This window comes from Larsenimonas rhizosphaerae, from assembly GCF_026240105.1.
Taxonomy (GTDB): Bacteria; Pseudomonadota; Gammaproteobacteria; order Pseudomonadales; family Halomonadaceae; genus Larsenimonas; species Larsenimonas rhizosphaerae.
The window spans coordinates 1,339,025-1,356,557 of the sequence record NZ_JAPIVE010000001.1 but is presented as its reverse complement, the minus strand read 5'-3'; the positions used below and the strand labels follow the sequence as shown (position 1 = coordinate 1,356,557).

Sequence of the window (17,533 nt, the reverse complement as noted above, 5' to 3'; positions counted from 1 at the left end):
GGTATCCCGCCCTTACTCGTCAGTAGCTTTTCTGCCTCGCCGCAACTTGTCCAGATACAGATATACCACCGGCGTGGTATAGAGGGTCAGCAGTTGACTGACAATCAGCCCCCCGACGATTGAAATACCCAGCGGTGCGCGAATGTCTGCATTTTCATCGGTGCCGAACATCAATGGCAGCGCGCCCAGAATGGCGGCCAGTGTCGTCATCATGATGGGGCGAAAACGCACCAGTGCGGCTTCACGGATCGCTTCAAGCGGTGGCAGTTTGCGATTGCGTTCTGCGTCGAGCGCAAAATCTACCAGCATGATGGCATTTTTCTTGACCACACCGATCAGCAGGATGATGCCGATGGCGGCAATCAGGGTAAAGGGCTTACCCAATAGCATGAGCAGCAGCAGTGCACCGATACCGGCGGAGGGCAGGGTGGACAGTATGGTCAATGGATGAATATAACTTTCATATAGAATGCCCAGCACCAGGTAGACCGTCACCAGTGCGCCTAGAATGATCAGCGGCATGGCAGAGGCACCTTCCTGGTATCTGGCCGCCCCGCCTTCAAAGCCAGCCTGAATGGCGGTAGGCAGGCCGAGCTGATCCAGCGCCTCGTTGATACGCGTCGTGGCAGCGTCCAGAGTGGCCCCATCGGCCAGGTTGAAGGATACCGTGGTAGCAGCAAACTGGTTCTGATGGCTGACGCTGACCGGCGTGTTGGTGCGCTCGACATGGCTGAAGGCCGACAGGGGAATCCGGTCGCCGTCCCTGTTGAACACATGGAGGCGCGACAGAATATCTGCCGAGCGCCGATAGCGGGCATCCAGTGCCATGATGACGTAGTACTGGTGGGCTCCCTGATAGACACTGGCGACCTGCTTCTGGCTGAAGGCCCCCTGCAACAGGGTATCGATCGTGGTCATGTCGACTCCCAGCCGAGACGCCTTGTCTCGATCTACCTGAAGTGTCAGTGACAGCCCCTGACTCTGGCTGTCGGAGCTGACGCTGGTAATGGCATCCACGCTTCTCAGTTTTTCCTGCACCCTGGGTGCCCATTCATTGAGCAGGGACAGGTTGTCGCTTTTCAGTGTGACCTCATACTGCCCATTGCTTTCCCGGCCACCAAACTGAAGATCCTGCAGAGCGCGCATGTAGACGCTCATGCCTGCCATGTCGCTGGTGCTGGCTGTCAGCTCATTGGCAATGGTCCGGGTGTCCTGGGTGCGCTCGTTTTTCAGGGTGATGAAAAGCGTTGCTGAATTGCTGCCTCCGCCGCCCGGGCCACTGCCGCCAACAAACCCGAGCACCTGGTGCACGTTCGGATTGGCCAGCAGCCGCGCCCGCAGGGTGTCGAGCTTGGCTGTCATGGCATTGAACGAGATGCCCTGGTCGGCCTTGGCCGTACCCATCAGTCGGCCGGTATCCTGGTCAGGGATAAAGCCCTTGTCGATGGCGGCATAAAGGTAGCCATTCAGAACAATGACCGCGACCAGTGACAAAAGGGTCAGCCGCCGGTGACGCAGGGCCATATCCAGGCTGCGGGCGTAGCCGCGGTTGAACATCTCGCCCAGGTGATTGACCCACCGAGTCATTCGGCCGGGTTCGGAGGCATGATGCGGCTTCAGCCAGCGGGCGCACAGCATGGGTGTCAGGGTCAATGATACGACCAGTGATACCAGTACGGTAATGGACAGGGTCATGGCAAATTCATGGAAAAGCCGACCCGCTATCCCGCCGAGCAGCAGCAGGGGTATAAAGACAGCCACCAGTGACAGGCTCATCGACATCACTGTAAAGCCGACTTCTCGTGCACCTTCAAGGGCGGCGCGCATGGGGGGCAGGCCGCGCTCGATATGACGTGCGATGTTTTCGGTGACCACGATGGCGTCATCGACCAGAAACCCGATGGCTACGATCAGGGCCATCAGTGACAGGCTGTCGAGGGAGTAGCCCAGCAGATACATCATGCCGAACGTTCCCAGCACTGACACTGGAATGGTGGCACTGGGAATCAGCGTCGCCCGTCCGCTGCGCAGAAAGACGAAGACCACCATTACCACCAGAGCTACGGCCAGCAGCAGGGTAAGCTGGGTTTCGTGCAGTGACCCCCGTATGCCTGGAGAGCGATCCATGACCGTAGTCAGCTGCGCGCTGGCAGGCAGGCTACGGGCGATATCTGTCATTCGGGCCTTGATACCGTCGATGGTCTCGATGACGTTGGCCCCGCTGGCGGCCGTCACGACCATCAGCACTGCTGGCGTCTCGTTCAGAAAACCGACCCGGTAGATATCTTCAACGCCCCGGCCGATCCGTGCCACATCACCCAGTCGTATGATGTTGCCCTTGCCATCATCGCTCAATACCAGCTGACGGTAGCTATCGACATCAAACAACTGGCTGTTGCTGTCCACTTCCCAGCGATACAGCCCGCTGTGAACAAAGCCCTTGGGGGCGTTGCTGTTGGTATTGCTGATGGCTGCGCTGACCTGATCGAGCGCAATGCCGGCATGGTCCAGCCTGACCGGGTTCAGGTTGATGCGTATGGCCGGGGATGAGCTGCCGGCCACTGACACGTTACCGACTCCCTTTGCCTGCGCTACCCTGGGTGAGACCTGCTCATCTGCCATGGAGTACAGCGCTCCCTGGCTCAGGGTGCTCGAGGTCAGACTCAGGATCATGATCGGCGAATCCGCCGGATTGAACTTGCGGTAGGTCGGGCGGCTTTTCATGGCGCTGGGCAGCAGGGCCTGGGCCGAATTCAGGGCCGCCTGCACTTCCCGGGCCGCATCGTTGATGTCCTTGTCCATGTCGAATTGAATGATGACGCGCGTTGAGCCAGTCGAACTGGACGACGTCATCTGACTGATACCGGCAATGCTGCCCAGCGACCGCTCAATGGGAGTGGCAACCGTCGATGCCATCGTTTCAGGGCTGGCGCCGGCCAGGTTGGCGCTGACCATGATGACCGGAAACGACACATCCGGCAGCGGGGCCACCGGCAGCCGAAAGTAGGACAGCGTACCGGCCATGATAATGGCCAGCGACAGCAGTACCGTGGCAATCGGTCGCCGAATGAAGGGCGATGACAGGCTCACGGGTGCGCTCCATGGTCGGGATCTGCAGGCTCGGTCTCCGGGCCGCCGGTGTTCGACGTGCGGCGCCATCGGCCGGCCAGTCGGTCAAAGAACAAATAGATCACCGGCGTGGTAAACAGGGTGAGCAGCTGGCTGACCATCAGGCCTCCGACCATGGCCAGCCCGAGGGGCTGGCGGAGCTCGGCACCATATCCGCTGGCGAACATCAGTGGCAGGGCGCCGAGCAGGGCCGCAAAGGTCGTCATCATGATGGGCCTGAAGCGCAGGCAGGCAGCCTGATAGATGGCATCCTCAGGCGCCAGGCCCTGATGGCGTTCGGCATCAAGGGCGAAGTCGATCATCATGATGGCGTTTTTCTTGACGATACCGATCAGCAGGATGATGCCGATGATGCCGACCATCCCCAGGTTATTGCCACTTGCCATCAGTGCCAGCAGGGCCCCAATGGCCGCCGACGGCAGGGTCGATAGAATCGTCAGTGGGTGAATGAAGCTTTCATAAAGTACCCCCAGCACGATGTACATCGTGACGATGGCACCAAGTACCAGCCAGAGCGTATTGCTTGTTGATGACGAGAATGACAGTGCCGCTCCGCGATAGGCAAGCTCGGTACCGGCATCAAGCCGGCTGGCCTGTCTGGCATCATCAATGGCATCAAAGGCCTGGGAAAGAGAGTAGCCTTCGGCAACATCAAACGAGATCAGTGCCGACGGGAACTGATCTCGTCGCTGAATGGACAGCGCCGTGGTGGTTTCGCTGATATTTGTCAGTGTTGATAGCGGAATGCGGTTGTCATTGTCATCCACCACATAAAGCCTCGACAGTGCGGATGGTCCCTGTTGATGCTGTTGGTCAACACTCAGGACGACACGGTACTGGTTTGACTGGGTGAAGATGGTGGAAATCAGGCGCTGACCAAAGGCGTTATACAGGGCATTGTCGATATCGGCCACGGATACGCCCAGCCGGCTGGCCCGGTCTCGATCGATGGTCACCATGAGCTTGCGCCCGTTGTTTTGAAGGTCGGTCGATACACTGGACAGCACCGGTGAGCGCGCCAGCTGATCAATCAGGCGCGGGACTTCCTGATCCAGTCTTTTCCGGTCGGTATTGGTGAGCGTGAACTGATACTGATTGCGGCTGACGCTGTCTTCGAGTGTCAGATCCTGCACCGGTTGCAGGTACAGGGTTATCCCCGGCAGATCGGCTACGCGATGTTGCAATCGGGTAATGACTTCGCGGCTGTCGTCACGACCACCGATCGGGGACAGCCTCAACTGCAGGCGCCCGGTATTGAGGGTGGTGTTGGTGCCATCAATACCGATGAAGGAGGTAATGCTCTCCACGGCCGGATCCTTGATCAGCGCCTTGACCAGTGCCTGTTGGCGGGCCGTCATGGCCTGGTAGGAAGTGTCCTGGCTTGCCACGGAGATCCCCTGGATCAGGCCGGTATCCTGGGTTGGGAACAACCCCTTGGCGATGGAGAGATACAGGACTGCGGTCACGCCAAATGTGCCCAGTGCCACAAGCAGGGTCAGGCGCTGATGGTGCATCACTCTGGAAAGGGCTCGAGCGTAGCTACTGCCTAGTCGCTCGAACAGGGTCCGGCGACGGGCATCGTTTCCTGCCTTTTCAGGGCGTGCCTTCAGCATCTTCGAGCACAGCATCGGGGTCAGCGTCAGCGACACAAATGCGGAGATGACGATCGAGATGGCCAGTGTCATGGCAAATTCCCGAAACAGTCGGCCCACGACATCACCCATGAACAGCAGTGGGATCAATACCGCCAGCAGCGAGACTGTCAGCGATACGATTGTAAAGCCGATTTCCCGCGATCCCTTGAGGGCAGCCTTGTAGGGGCGGTCGCCATTTTCGATATGCCGCATGATGTTTTCCAGCACCACGATAGCATCATCGATCACGAACCCGGTTGCGATGGTCAGGGCCATCAATGACAGGTTATTCAGGCTGAAGCCGAGCAGGTACATCACGCCGAAGGTGCCTACCAGTGAAAGGGGCACGGCCAGGCTCGGGATGATGGTGGCAGGAATATTGCGCAGAAACAGAAAGGTCACCATGACGACCAGCGCGACTGCCAGCACCAGTTCGAACTGTACATCGTCAATGGAAGAGCGAATGGTCGTGGTGCGATCATTCATGACGTTGACTGACAGATTGCCGGGCAGGGTGCGTTCCAGGGATGGCAGTAGCCGCTTGATGTTATCCACCACCTGAATAACGTTGGCGCCCGGCTGTCGTCGGACATTGAGAATGATGGCCGGCGTCCCGTCTGCCGTGGCCGAAAGGTAGGCATTCTCACTGCCATCGGAGACCTCGGCCACATCGGCCAGACGCAGTACGGCGCCGTTGTCGTGCGTCAGAATCAGGCGACGATACTGATCAGCCGAGGTCAGTTGATCGTTGGCATCCAGGGTAAGGGTACGGTAGCGGCCATACAGGCTGCCCTTGGCAAGGTTGACGTTGGCATTGCTGATGGCTGTACGAACGTCTTCCATATCCAGCCCGCGGGCGGCCAGCTTGCGGGTATCAACGCGTACGCGTACGGCCGGTTTGTGACCACCGATGACCGATACTTCGCCTACGCCGGTAATCTGGGAAATTTTCTGAGCTACACGGGTATCCACCAGGTCGTGGACCCTGGTCAGCGGCAGCGTGCTCGAGGTAACGGCCAGCGTCAGTACCGGCGTATCGGCCGGATTGACCTTGCTATAGCTCGGTGGCTGGGGCAAATCCTTCGGCAGCAGGCTGTTGGCCTGATTGATGGCAGCCTGAACGTCCTGTTCTGCGGTGCCGATATCGATATCCAGGCCGAAGCGCAGGGTGATCAGCGAGGCGCCCCCCGTGCTGGTGGAACTCATGGTATCCAGTCCGGAAATCTCGCCCAGCTCGTCTTCCAGTGGAGCAGTAATGTGGGACAGCATGATGTCCGGTCCTGCGCCGGGATACAGGGTCTTGACCTGGATCGTCGGATAATCCACCTGCGGGAGGGAGGCAATGCTCAGTAACCGGTAGGCAAGGATGCCGGTGATCAGTATGGCGACCATCACCAGCGTGGTAGCAATGGGGCGTTGTATGAACAGGCGAGACGGGTTCATGCGTCCGGCTCGGCATCTGCTGGGCCGGTGGGACTGCCCTTGGCCTCGGAAGCCGGGTCACCTGGCAGGGCGTGGCTCACCACCTTGACTCTGGCACCATCGCTCAGCCGATCAACGCCGTCGACAACGATGTCATCTCCTGCCGATACTCCCTCTGCCACGGCTACCCGCGTATCACTGTCAGCGGCCAGAGTGACAGGGCGGCGTGATACTTTGTCGCCCTCGACGTGGTAGACAAAGCTTTTGTCGTCACTGGTCTGAATGGCAGAGCGCGGCAGAACGACAGCCCCTTTCAGAGTATGCAGCACCAGCTGGACATTGACGAACTGATTGGGGTAGAGCGAGGCTTCATCATTGTCGACACGAGCGCGCAGCCTGAGCGTGCCGGTAGCGGTATTGATCATGCTGTCCACACCGGTAACGCTACCTGTTGCCAGGGGAGCATCAGCATCATCGAGCACCGTGACCTTCAGGGGCTGGCCAGCATCGAAGCGTGGCAGAATATCATTGCGGTAGCGAGATGGCAGGGAAAAGACCACGCTCATGGCGGAAAGGTCTGTCAGGGTCATCAGCGGGTCTTCGTCCCCGAGCTGGACAATATTGCCGGGGTCCACGTTGCGGATACCGATGCGGCCATCGATCGGCGCGGTCAGTGTCGTGTAATCGAGTTGTACTTTTGCATCCTCAACGCTGGCCTTGTCCGAAGCGACCGTGCCGGTATATTGCCTGACCAGCTGCTGCTGGGTTTCAAGATCCTGTCGCGAGATGGAATTGGTTTTGATCAGCTTTTGATAGCGTGCCAGATCATCCCGGGCCGTGGACAGCTGTGCCTGGTCCTGGGCCAGTTGCCCTCGGGCCTGATCAAGCTGTGCCTGGTAGCTGCGGGGATCTATCCGGGCAATGACATCGCCTTTTTTTACCTGCTGGCCTTCTCTGACATCTACCGACAGTAATTCACCTTCGACGCGGGGGCGGACCTCGATGCCTTTCAGAGACTTGACGGTACCCAGTGCGGTGACTTCTACCGGGAAATCGGCCTCGATCGCCTGTTGTGTTGAAACAGCCGTGGTCGGGGCCGCTGGCTGGCCTGTCTTGTCATCAGGGGTGTGGTTGAATCTTGATACGGTCAGTGCGATCAAGAGCAGGGCCGCAATCAATACAACCCAGAACAGGGGACGCCGCACGAGTGGGCGGGCTGGGGCCTTGGGTGAGGTCATCAGTGACATCCGGTTGAAATCAAATCTACTGGGGCAGGTCGGCAGGCAGGCTTACCGTGCTGAATTGACCTGATATTTGAAAAGGAAGTGTCTACAGCATAAAGAAAAGCGGGCAGGTAGGAAAACAAACCTGAAGGAAATGCCATAAACAAACGGCAGGATGACAAGGCATCCTGCCGCGGTGGGATCACTCGAAGTGATGAGCGCTGCTGTGATGTTTATCCAGTGCAAAGGCATCAAAGTCGAAGTCATCGACGGTCAGCATGTCCAGTACCTCGGTTTCGAAGGCAATCATGAATTCGCCTTCTTCGGCACTGAGCAGACCGCTGGCGATACCGGCTTCAATCCGTTGCTCGGGGTGCAGCTTGTGGGCCGGTATATCACCCCGGGATTGAGCCTTCTGAAGCTTTTTATAAAGCGGTTCTGCCCGAGCCTGATCCCTGAGCAGGCAGTTGTAACGATACAGCGGATTTTCGCGATCGCCTTCCTGCCATGTGTCCCAGGTCAGTTCGGTCAGGCGATGACGAAGTGGTGTGTCGGTCGAAATAGCCTGAGCAATGCGCCGGGCAACCTGGTCCGAGGGGATCTGGTGACGCCGCCCAAGGGGGAAGATCAGCGGTTTCAATATTGTGGCCAGTGCTCGGTTGGGCAGGTTGGCGAGAAAGTCGATCAATCCCTTTTCGGCATTGTAGAGCAGCCGGTCGAGGCTGAAATTCAATAGGCCGTGTTCTTCTTCCACCAGAGCGCGCTCATTGGCCTGCTTGATGACCATCGAGGCCAGATAAAGGTTGGACAGGGTGTCACCGAGTCGAGCCGAGAGCATCTCACGCCGCTTGAGCTGGCTGCCCAGTGATCCCATGGCAGCATCGGCACACAGGGCAAAGCCACTGCTCAGTCGGTCGATGGCCCGCGCATGCGATGCAAGGGTAGCGTCTATGCTGGAAGCGGGTCTGGTCAGTCCCAGACCATGCAGCAGGCTTCGAGCCCCGTTGCCGGCCACAAATCCGATGTGACTGAACACGGCACCATCAAAGGCAATCAGGTCATCCTGATCCTTGGCCGCCAGCTCCTTGAGCACGTAAGGATGGCAGCGAATGGCGCCCTGACCGAAGATCATCAGGCTGCGCCCCATGATGTTGGCCCCTTCTACCGTGATCAATACCGGCGTGGCTGCAAAGGCCAGACCGATGTAGTTACGCGGTCCAAGCGTTACGGCCCTGCCGCCATGGACATCCATCGCATCAATCATCATCTGGCGTGCCATCTCGGTCAGATGCGTCTTGATGATCACGGAGGGCACCGCCGGCTTGATGCCGTGGTCGATCATGTTGGCCGTATGCATCACGGCCGCCTGTGCAATGTAGGCTCGGCTGGCCAGTCGAGCGAGGGCTTCCTGTACACCTTCCATATCGGCCACCGGTTGGTTGAACTGACGGCGAATGCGGGTGTAGCCACCGGCATGTCCCACCAGATAGCGGCCCTCACCACTGGATCCTGACGGCAGGGTGATACAGCGTCCGATGGACAGGCACTCGACCAGCATCCGCCAGCCCTGACCGACCATGTCCGGTCCGCCAATGACCCAGTCCAGTGGAATGAAAACGTCCTTGCCGCGAATCGGACCGTTCATGAACGGGCTGCCGATCGGGTGATGGCGGCGGCCGATGGACAGGCCGTCGGTGTCACGGGGGACCAGGGCGCAGGTAATGCCCCGATCTTCAATGTCACTCAGCAGTTTTTCCGGGTCGAAAAGGCGGAAGGCCAGCCCGACCACGGTGGCGATGGGGGCCAGAGTAATCCAGCGCTTTTCAAAGGTCAGTGCAATGCCCAGGGTTTCCTTGCCTCTGAACATTCGACGGCACACCTGGCCGATATCAGGAATGGAGGTCGCATCACTGCCGGCACGCGGTCCGGTCAGCCCGAAACAGGGAATTTCACGGCCGTCGGCCAGCCGGGGCAGGTAGTGATTCTTCTGCTCCTCGGTGCCGTATTTCATCAGTAGCTCGCCAGGCCCGAGTGAGTTGGGCACGCCGACCGTCACCATCAGGGTTTCATCGATCGACAGCTTTTGCAGTACGGCAGATTGCGCCCTGGCTGAAAAGCCCAGGCCGCCGTACTGTTTCGGAATGATCATGCCGAAGAAACGTTCGCGCTTGAGGTAGGCCCAGAGCTCTTCAGGCAGGTCGGCTCTCTCTCTTGAAATTTCCCAGGCATTACACATGCTGGCAGCCACGCTGCACTGATGATCGATGAAAGCCTGTTCCTCTTCCGTAAAGTCGTCACAGCGTTGATCGAACAGCCGGTTCCACTGGGGGCGACCGCTGAACAGCTCGCCATCCCAGAATACCGTGCCGGCTTCCAGGGCAATACGCTCGGTTTCCGAAACCCGGGGGGCCACCTGTTTGAACAGATTGAACAGTCTGGGCGTCAGCCAGTGGCGGCGAACGTTTTTAAGGCCGCAGACGGCCAGGGTAATACCGATCAACCACCAGAGCACTCCTATGACCCAGGAATGCAGGAACAGGGCCACGGTTCCCAGCACGAGGAAAAGGCTCATTACGGGTTTGGCACCCGCTTCTCGAGCCAGTAACCACAGGGTGGCTCCTGCGGTGATCACTAGGATGAGCAAGGTTATCATGGCGGGCTCCCGGTATATTTAAACGGTCGTTTGAATCACTGTAGAGGAGAAACCACTGTACTGCCAAGCCCTGCTAAAGGTGTAGAAGATGCTGCTGATTTCTTCAGTCAATATCAAACGGAAAGGCCCGCCAGTGGCGGGCCTTGATGACATGAGGCAGTGGTCTGATCGACGGTGGGATCAGGCGCGTTTGGGCGCCTCATGGGCCGGCCGGCCTTCTGCCTTGAAATAGTCGGCATCGGATTTCGGCAGTGGGGCGCGTCCCCGTACCTTGTCGGCCAGCTTTTCAGCCATCATGATGGTGGTGGCATTCAGGTTGCCGGTAACAATGACAGGCATCAGTGACGCATCGATCACGCGAAGCCCTTCCATGCCGTGTACTCGTCCTTCGCCATCGACCACGGCCATGTCATCATCACCCATTCTGCAGGAGCCGCAGGGGTGGTAGGCCGTTTCGGCATGCTCGCGTACGAAGGCATCAAGCTCTTCATCACTTTGAACATGCGCTCCAGGCGCAATTTCCTCGCCCCGGAATTCATCCATGGCCGGCTGATTGATGATGTTTCGTGTGAGCCTGATACCGGCACGGAACTCTTCCCAGTCGCGCTCTTCGGCCATGTAGTTGAATAGAATGCTGGGGGCATCATGCGGGTCAGTGGAGCGCAGCTTGATGCGGCCACGGCTGTTGGAGCGCATGGATCCGACGTGAGCCTGGAAACCGTGTGCTTCGACTGCACTCTTGCCGTTGTAGCTGATGGCAATCGGCAGGAAGTGGTACTGCAGGTTGGGCCATTCTTCGTTGTCGTCCGAGCGGATAAAGGCGCCTGCCTCGAACTGATTGCTCGCACCGATGCCCTTGCCGAACATCATCCACTCAAGCCCGATTTTGGGCTGGTTATGGATTTTCAGCGACGGGTAGAGCGAAATCGGCTTCTTGCATTCATATTGAATGTACATCTCGAGGTGATCCTGCAGGTTCTTGCCGACACCTGGCAGTTCATGAACCACATCGATGTTCAATTCGCTCAGCCACTCCGGATCGCCTACTCCCGAGCGCTGCAGAATCTGTGGCGAGGCGATGGCTCCACCACACAGCAGTACTTCCTTGCGAGCGTGCACTTCCTTGCGGGTGCCTTTCTGATCATACGTAACGCCTACCGCCCGCTTGCCCTCGAACAGAATGCGGTCCGTGGTGGCGTGTACTTCAATGGTCAGATTATCGCGCTGTCTTGCGGTATCAAGATAACCTCTCGCGGTAGAGGCACGGCGTCCGTTGGGCGTTGTCGTACGATCCATCGGGCCGAAGCCTTCCTGCTGATAGCCGTTCAGGTCATCGGTGCGCGGATATCCGGCATCGACACCGGCCTGAATGAAGGCGAGATTCAGCGGATTGGTATCCTGTTTGGGTGTGGCAACACTGACCGGGCCTGTGCCGCCGTGGTAATCGTTGGGGCCGATGTCACGGCTCTCTGCCTTGCGGTAATACGGAAGACAGTCTGCATAGGTCCAGTCCGACAGGCCTGGCCGTTCGGCCCATCTGTCGAGATCCATGGCGTTACCCCGGATATAGCACATGCCATTGATCAGCGATGAGCCGCCCAGCCCCTTGCCACGACCACACTCCATCCGGCGGTTGTCCATATGGGGTTCGGGGTCGGTCTCAAAGGCCCAGTTGTACCTTTTTCCCTGTAGCGGAAAGGCCAGCGCTGCCGGCATCTGGGTCCGGAAGTCGAGTCGATAGTCCGGACCGCCCGCTTCAAGCAGCAGTACCGTTACATCACGATCCTCGGTCAGACGTGTGGCCAGTACATTACCGGCAGAGCCGGCACCAATAATGACGTAATCAAATTCCTGGCGATCTGCCATGGTGTATTCCTCGTGTCAGGTCGTCGTGGGTTGCGTCACCGCAGGGAAGGGGGCCGGCAGGCCGGCCCCGCCGATTTCAGAAGGCGGATTCAAACGGGCCCATTTCGATCTGCACTGATTTGACGCGGGTATAGTGCCCCAGCGTGATCACTCCGTTTTCGCGGCCGACACCGGACTGCTTGTACCCACCGACCGGCATTTCAGAAGGTGAATCACCCCAGGTGTTGACCCAGCAGATGCCGGCTTCCATCCGGTGGATGACTCGATGTGCACGGTTCAGGCTTTCAGTGAAGACCCCGGCGGCCAGGCCGTATTCGGTATCATTGGCGCGGCGAATGACTTCTTCTTCGTCATCGAAGGCGAGTATGGACATGACCGGCCCGAAGATTTCTTCCCTGACGATGCGCATGTCATCGGTGCAATCGGTGAAGACAGTGGCTTCAACGTAGGCACCCTTTGCAAATTCACCTTCCGTCATGCGGTGACCACCGGCCAGAAGGCGTGCGCCTTCCTGCTGGCCAAGCTCCAGATAGGAGATGACCTTTTCCATATGCTCGAAGCTGACCAGTGGGCCAAAGTTGGTGTCTTCCTTCAGTGGGTCACCGGCCCTGATGTTCTTGAGGCGCTCAAGAAGACGTGCTTCAAAGTCATCCTTGATGCTGCGTTCGACAAACACGCGTGTGCCGTTGGTGCAGACCTGACCGGTAGAGTAGAAGTTGGCCATCATGGCACCGTCAACGGCGCGATCAATGTCGGCGTCGGCAAAGACGATCAGGGGTGACTTGCCACCCAGTTCCACGGTTACTTCCTTAAGGGAAGAGGCTGCAGAGGCTGCCATGACCTTCTTGCCGGTACCGACTTCACCGGTAAAGGAAATCTTGTCGATGCCCATATGCTCGGTCAGCATGGCGCCAACACGGCCATCGCCGTGAACCACGTTGAATACACCGTCCGGCAGGCCGGCTTCGGTAAGGATTTCAGCCAGTTTCATGGCCGTCAGCGGCGTGACTTCGCTGGGTTTGAATACCATGGCGTTGCCGGTTGCCAGAGCCGGAGCAGACTTCCAGCAGGCAATCTGAATCGGGTAGTTCCATGCCCCGATGCCGGCACAGACACCGAGCGGCTCGCGGCGGGTATATACGAAGGAATCCTCGCGCAGCGGGATCTGCTGACCTTCCACTGCGGTAGCCAGGCCTGCGTAGTATTCAAGGGCATCGGCACCGGTCACGATATCCACCGCCGTGGTTTCGCTCATGGCCTTGCCGGTATCAAGGGTTTCCAGACGAGCCAGTTCATCATTGCGCTCGCGCAACAGGGTGACGGCACGGCGAAGGATACGTGAACGCTCCATCCCGGTCATTGCCGCCCAGACCTTCTGCCCCTGACGTGCGGCGTCGACAGCCTTGTCGACATCTGCCTGAGATGCCTGCTGCACAGTGGCAAGTACCTCACCGGTTGCCGGGTTGATCGTGTCGAAGGTTTCGCCGGAGGTCGCTTCTACGTGCTGACCGTTGATGTAAAGCTTCTGGGTCTCGAAAACGCTCATACCATCGCTCCCTGAGTTGAATGGAGGTGTCATTGAAAAGGTAACTACCGGCACGCCTGTTCCAGGTTGCCGGCGTGGTCGGCTGTCTTGTTGAATTGTTCATCGATGAAATCAAACGCGATACAGATCGCCCTGGGGATATTGAGGCCCTCCGGTGCCAGTGCACCGCGAAGCCATAATCCGTCGATCAGGGCCGCTAGGCCGCGGGCAGCGTTCTGGGCCTCGTCACGAGGCATTTTCTTGCGAAACTGAAAGCACAGATTGGAGTAGAGGCGGCGGTCATTGACGCGCTGCAGCCGCATCAGATCGTCCCGGTGCATGCTGGTGGTCCAGAAGGCCAGCCAGGTTTTCATGACGCTGCGGCTGATCTGACTGCGATCGAAGTTGGCTTCAACGATAGCCCGGAGGTGCGCGCGCGGATCACTGGTGCCCAGCATCCTTTGGCGCTGGCTTACGGCATCGCCCAGATCAGCAAGAATGTGGCGCATGGTGGCTTCCAGCAGCCCGCCCTTGCCACCAAAATAATGGCTGATGATGCCGGTCGATACGCCAGCGCGCGATGCAATGCGTGCGATGGTGGCATCTGCAAGACCGACATCATCGATGGCCTCCATGGTGGCCTTGATCAACTGATGGCGGCGGATGGGCTCCATTCCTACTTTAGGCATGCGCTTGCTCCCGGGTATCGCGATAATGGGATTACCGTTAATACAGTCAGTGTATCATTTTTTATTGAACGTTCAATCAATAAAAGAAGTTCGGCGTTTCGAGTGTTCATTGCAGGATTGTTTTACTGAAATCGGCGCATCGGGTCAGACATTGAACGGTGCCGGCCTGTAAACGCCAGAGAAGAAAAGGGCATTGATCGCACCTGTTTTCCGCGTTTTCCCGCTTTGACAGTTAGGCCTGTAAAAATAAGTACTTGCATGTAAATTTCCATGGTGTAAGATACTTGCCGTTGTTGGCTACGTAGCTCAGCTGGTTAGAGCACATCACTCATAATGATGGGGTCCCCTGTTCGAATCAGGGCGTAGCCACCACTTGAAATGGCGTAAGCCATGGGTGTAGTAGAAAATAAGGAGCGTCATTGCCACAGGTGTTGACGAGCGATTTAAAATCCTTATACTACGCCGCGTACTCAGGACGTCATTCCCCGATAGCTCAGTTGGTAGAGCAAATGACTGTTAATCATTGGGTCACAGGTTCGAGTCCTGTTCGGGGAGCCATTATCCCTGATGTCCGAGTTACAATTTACAATATGTATGTTCCCCGATAGCTCAGTTGGTAGAGCAAATGACTGTTAATCATTGGGTCACAGGTTCGAGTCCTGTTCGGGGAGCCATTTTGTAAATCCTGCCGGTAAATCTCCTTTTTGTGGTTCTGCAAGAATTTCATTGTCATATCTATTAGTGTCGTTCATCGATCCTGGTTTTATCTGATGTAGATAATGCTTGACCTTTCTGTATTTATTTGCCTTTAAGCGTATGCTTTGCTAAAAGAACAGCACCAGCTGCCCGTGGCCGCTGGTGTTTGGCCTGCGTTCGTGTCAATGGCGCGTAGATCGCGGTCGGGCCTGCAGGTATTTATACTGCCTGTGCTTTCCTGACGGGTTTCCCTGATGTATTGATTTTTATTGCTGACAGTAGTGTTAAAGGATTCGCATGTCTCGTGAAAACGTCTTGTCCGTAAAGGAGAAGTGGGCGCTGGATGCGCAACTGGGTGAGTTGCTGCGCGGGCTGGATACTCGCAACGATGTGGATGAGCAGTTCAAGAAGCGGCTTGATGCCCTGATGGCTCAGTACGACATTGATCATCAAACCATGATGGACGTGCTGGTGTGGCTGGACCGCTAATGTTATTGAATAAATAAAAAAGCCGCTGATACCTATCAGCGGCTTTTTTTCAGGATGGAGTGATCGATTACTGGTCCTGCATCAGCTGGTGGTAATCATAAAGGATGGCAGCACTTTCATTGAGTTCAGCCTCGTCAATTGGGGTGGCGCTGTCCTTATCGTCACGGCTGTCAGTCCAGTCCTTTATCTCGGGTAATTTCAGTGCGCGCCGGCGTTGGTTCTCGAGCGAGAGTTGCTCCGCCTCCTGGGCATCCATTTCGTTTTTGCGCTGACGCTTGTTCAGGCTGACCGAGCTGGTCTGTTCCCGCAGTTTTCTGGCCAGACGTGCTTCCTGCTCGAGGTATCGGAAGTTGGGATCGTTGGATGCGCGCTGTTCGTGGCGTTTTTCAAGTTCACTCATCCAGCGTGCCGGATTGCCGTAACGGCGGTAGTTGACCGGGCGGACGGTATCCCAGGGCAGGGCGTTGTCCAGTGCGCTTTCACCGATTTCCTCGCTGTCGAGCATGCTCGGGAAGCTGATGTCCGGCGTGACGCCTTTCATCTGGGTGCTTTTTCCGGTGATTCGGTAAAACTTGGCCCGTGTCATCTTGAGCTCGCCATGGCTCAAATCCGACATTGTCTGAACGGTTCCCTTGCCGAAGGTGCGGGTGCCTACGATGATGCCGCGTCCGTAATCCTGGATGGCGCCTGCAAAAATCTCGGATGCTGAAGCCGACAGTCGGTTGACCAGTACGGCCAGTGGCCCGTCGTAGGCAACACCTCGGTCGGTGTCTCCGTAGAGGCTGATGCGACCACGGGCATCACGAACCTGTACCGTGGGCCCACGGTCGATGAACAGGCCGATCATGGAGTTGGCTTCCTGAAGGGCGCCACCGCCATCATTGCGCAAGTCGAGCACAATGCCTTCCACGTCCTGGTCCTTGAGCTTCTCGATCAGCTTGCGTACATCACGGGTTGTGCTGCGGTAGTCCTGGCGGCCTGCCTGCCAGGCTTCGAAATCGACGTAGAAGGCGGGTACGGTGATAACGCCTACCTTGACCGGTCTACCGTCACGCTCGAGCGTGACAATCTGGCTCTTGGCGGCCTGATCCTCAAGCTTGACGGTATCTCGCTTGATCTTGATGACGTGGGTTTGCGTCACATCAACGGCCTTGGCAGGTATGATTTCAAGTCGCACGATAGAGCCTTTTGCGCCTCGAATCAGGTCAACCACATCATCAAGCCGCATTCCGATCACATTGGTCATTTCGCCGTCTTCCCCCTGGCCCACCGCAACGATGCGGTCGGCGGGTTTCAGTGCGCCTCCCTTGTCGGCCGGGCCGCCGGGTACCAGGCTTGCCACCTTGACGTATTCGTTTTCGCTTTGCAGCAGGGCGCCGATCCCCTCCAGTGACAATTTCATCTGAATATCAAAGGATTCGCCCTGGCTGGGAGACAGGTATTCAGTATGAGGGTCGATCGAGCCAGTAACGGCGCTCATGATGACGCTCATCACGTCTTCGGACTTGGTTTGACGAATACGGTTAAGCTGATTTTCATAGCGGGTCAATAGCTGTTTGACGATGTCGTCATCTGCGGTATTTGACAGTGACATGGTCAGTGCGGAGTTCTTGATGCGCTTGTCCCAGAGGGCATCGAGTTCCTCGCTGCTGGCTGCCCAGTCGCTGTCCTCACGGTCCAGTACCATGCGCTCGTTGCCTGAAAAGTCAAAGACAGGCTTTTGCCTTAGCTGGTTGATGGCGTAATTCAGTCGGGCTTCAAGGCGGTCCTGGAAGCGGTCATAAAAGGCGTAGATGGGGTCCAGGTTGCCTTCCTTGATGTCATCACCAAAACTGTCTTCCAGGCCGCTGAATTCATTGATGTCGCTTTCCAGCAGGTAGACATGTTGAGGGTCAAGCAGCTTCAGAAGGCGCTCAAAGGCGCGTTTGGACCACGCCTGGTCCATAGTGACATCGTCATAGTGGCCATAGCGCAGTGCTTCGCTGACTTCTCTGGAAGCCTGCTGTTGTTCACTGGTAGACGTGATGGGGGCGGCAGAAGCCGGCAGGCTGAAGGCCAGCCATAGAAGGGTAATGGCCAGTTGGCTTGCCACGACGCGTGGGCTCATCAATGAAGCTCTCCCTGTTTCATGTACACTTGTTCCTGAATTCCTTGCACTTGTCTGCGCGTGGCGCAGGCTTTATTCATGACGCCTTCCAAAACATTCA

Annotated in this window: 9 protein-coding genes and 3 tRNA genes; 4 read left to right on the top strand and 8 right to left on the bottom strand. The window is 57.5% G+C overall.

Going from position 1 to position 17,533, the window contains the following annotated elements:
- Positions 1 to 12: 12 nt before the first annotated feature.
- The 7 genes from OQ287_RS06300 to betI all read right to left on the bottom strand — a co-directional run bounded on the left by OQ287_RS06300 (position 13) and on the right by betI (position 14,141).
- Entirely contained in the window at positions 13 to 3,090 is a 3,078-nt protein-coding gene (locus OQ287_RS06300; protein WP_265895857.1) for an efflux RND transporter permease subunit, read from the bottom strand.
- Positions 3,087 to 6,206, bottom strand: coding sequence for a multidrug efflux RND transporter permease subunit (locus OQ287_RS06295; protein ID WP_265895856.1), 3,120 nt, complete (start codon positions 6,204 to 6,206; stop codon positions 3,087 to 3,089). The genes OQ287_RS06300 and OQ287_RS06295 overlap by 4 nt, the downstream gene beginning before the upstream one ends.
- Positions 6,203 to 7,423 carry an efflux RND transporter periplasmic adaptor subunit gene (locus OQ287_RS06290; RefSeq protein ID WP_265895855.1) on the bottom strand — a complete coding sequence of 407 codons (1,221 nt, stop codon included), beginning with the start codon at positions 7,421 to 7,423 and terminating at the stop codon, positions 6,203 to 6,205. Before OQ287_RS06290 ends, OQ287_RS06295 begins: the two co-directional genes overlap by 4 nt.
- Positions 7,424 to 7,610: 187 nt before the next feature.
- Positions 7,611 to 10,061: an acyl-CoA dehydrogenase gene (locus OQ287_RS06285; protein WP_265895854.1), complete on the bottom strand. Its 2,451-nt coding sequence runs from the start codon at positions 10,059 to 10,061 to the stop codon at positions 7,611 to 7,613.
- A gap of 180 nt (positions 10,062 to 10,241) precedes the next feature.
- Positions 10,242 to 11,927 (bottom strand): choline dehydrogenase, encoded by a 1,686-nt coding sequence (gene betA / locus OQ287_RS06280; RefSeq protein WP_250937817.1) that lies wholly within the window; start codon positions 11,925 to 11,927, stop codon positions 10,242 to 10,244.
- 76 nt (positions 11,928 to 12,003) lie between these two features.
- Entirely contained in the window at positions 12,004 to 13,473 is a 1,470-nt protein-coding gene (gene betB, locus OQ287_RS06275; protein WP_250937815.1) for a betaine-aldehyde dehydrogenase, read from the bottom strand.
- Between the two features lie 44 nt (positions 13,474 to 13,517).
- Complete coding sequence (gene betI / locus OQ287_RS06270; protein WP_250937812.1) at positions 13,518 to 14,141, bottom strand: transcriptional regulator BetI; 624 nt, start codon at positions 14,139 to 14,141, stop codon at positions 13,518 to 13,520.
- A 295-nt stretch (positions 14,142 to 14,436) separates the two neighbouring features.
- Between betI and OQ287_RS06265 the strand changes: the two genes are divergently transcribed.
- The 4 genes from OQ287_RS06265 (at position 14,437) to OQ287_RS06250 (ending at position 15,326) form a co-directional block, all read left to right on the top strand.
- Positions 14,437 to 14,513: transfer RNA gene (locus OQ287_RS06265), tRNA-Met, on the top strand.
- 110 nt (positions 14,514 to 14,623) lie between these two features.
- Positions 14,624 to 14,699 (top strand) — tRNA-Asn (locus OQ287_RS06260).
- Positions 14,700 to 14,739: 40 nt separating this feature from the next.
- Positions 14,740 to 14,815, top strand: a tRNA-Asn gene (locus tag OQ287_RS06255).
- Between the two features lie 319 nt (positions 14,816 to 15,134).
- A complete protein-coding gene (locus OQ287_RS06250) occupies positions 15,135 to 15,326 on the top strand; it encodes a hypothetical protein (RefSeq protein ID WP_250937809.1) in 192 nt (63 codons plus the stop codon).
- A 67-nt stretch (positions 15,327 to 15,393) separates the two neighbouring features.
- On the opposite strand, the gene OQ287_RS06245 is transcribed toward OQ287_RS06250, so the two are convergent.
- On the bottom strand, positions 15,394 to 17,433 hold the full coding sequence (locus OQ287_RS06245) for a carboxy terminal-processing peptidase (RefSeq protein ID WP_250937806.1): 2,040 nt from the start codon (positions 17,431 to 17,433) through the stop codon (positions 15,394 to 15,396).
- Between the last annotated feature and the right edge of the window lie 100 nt (positions 17,434 to 17,533).

Coding starts and splice junctions, on each gene's coding strand:
- OQ287_RS06295 (WP_265895856.1), bottom strand. CDS start 6,206: ATGAACCCGTCTCGCCTGTTCATACAACGCCCCATTGCTACCACGCTG.
- OQ287_RS06290 (WP_265895855.1), bottom strand. CDS start 7,423: ATGACCTCACCCAAGGCCCCAGCCCGCCCACTCGTGCGGCGTCCCCTG.
- OQ287_RS06285 (WP_265895854.1), bottom strand. CDS start 10,061: ATGATAACCTTGCTCATCCTAGTGATCACCGCAGGAGCCACCCTGTGG.
- betA (WP_250937817.1), bottom strand. CDS start 11,927: ATGGCAGATCGCCAGGAATTTGATTACGTCATTATTGGTGCCGGCTCT.
- betB (WP_250937815.1), bottom strand. CDS start 13,473: ATGAGCGTTTTCGAGACCCAGAAGCTTTACATCAACGGTCAGCACGTA.
- betI (WP_250937812.1), bottom strand. CDS start 14,141: ATGCCTAAAGTAGGAATGGAGCCCATCCGCCGCCATCAGTTGATCAAG.
- OQ287_RS06250 (WP_250937809.1), top strand. CDS start 15,135: ATGTCTCGTGAAAACGTCTTGTCCGTAAAGGAGAAGTGGGCGCTGGAT.
- OQ287_RS06245 (WP_250937806.1), bottom strand. CDS start 17,433: ATGAGCCCACGCGTCGTGGCAAGCCAACTGGCCATTACCCTTCTATGG.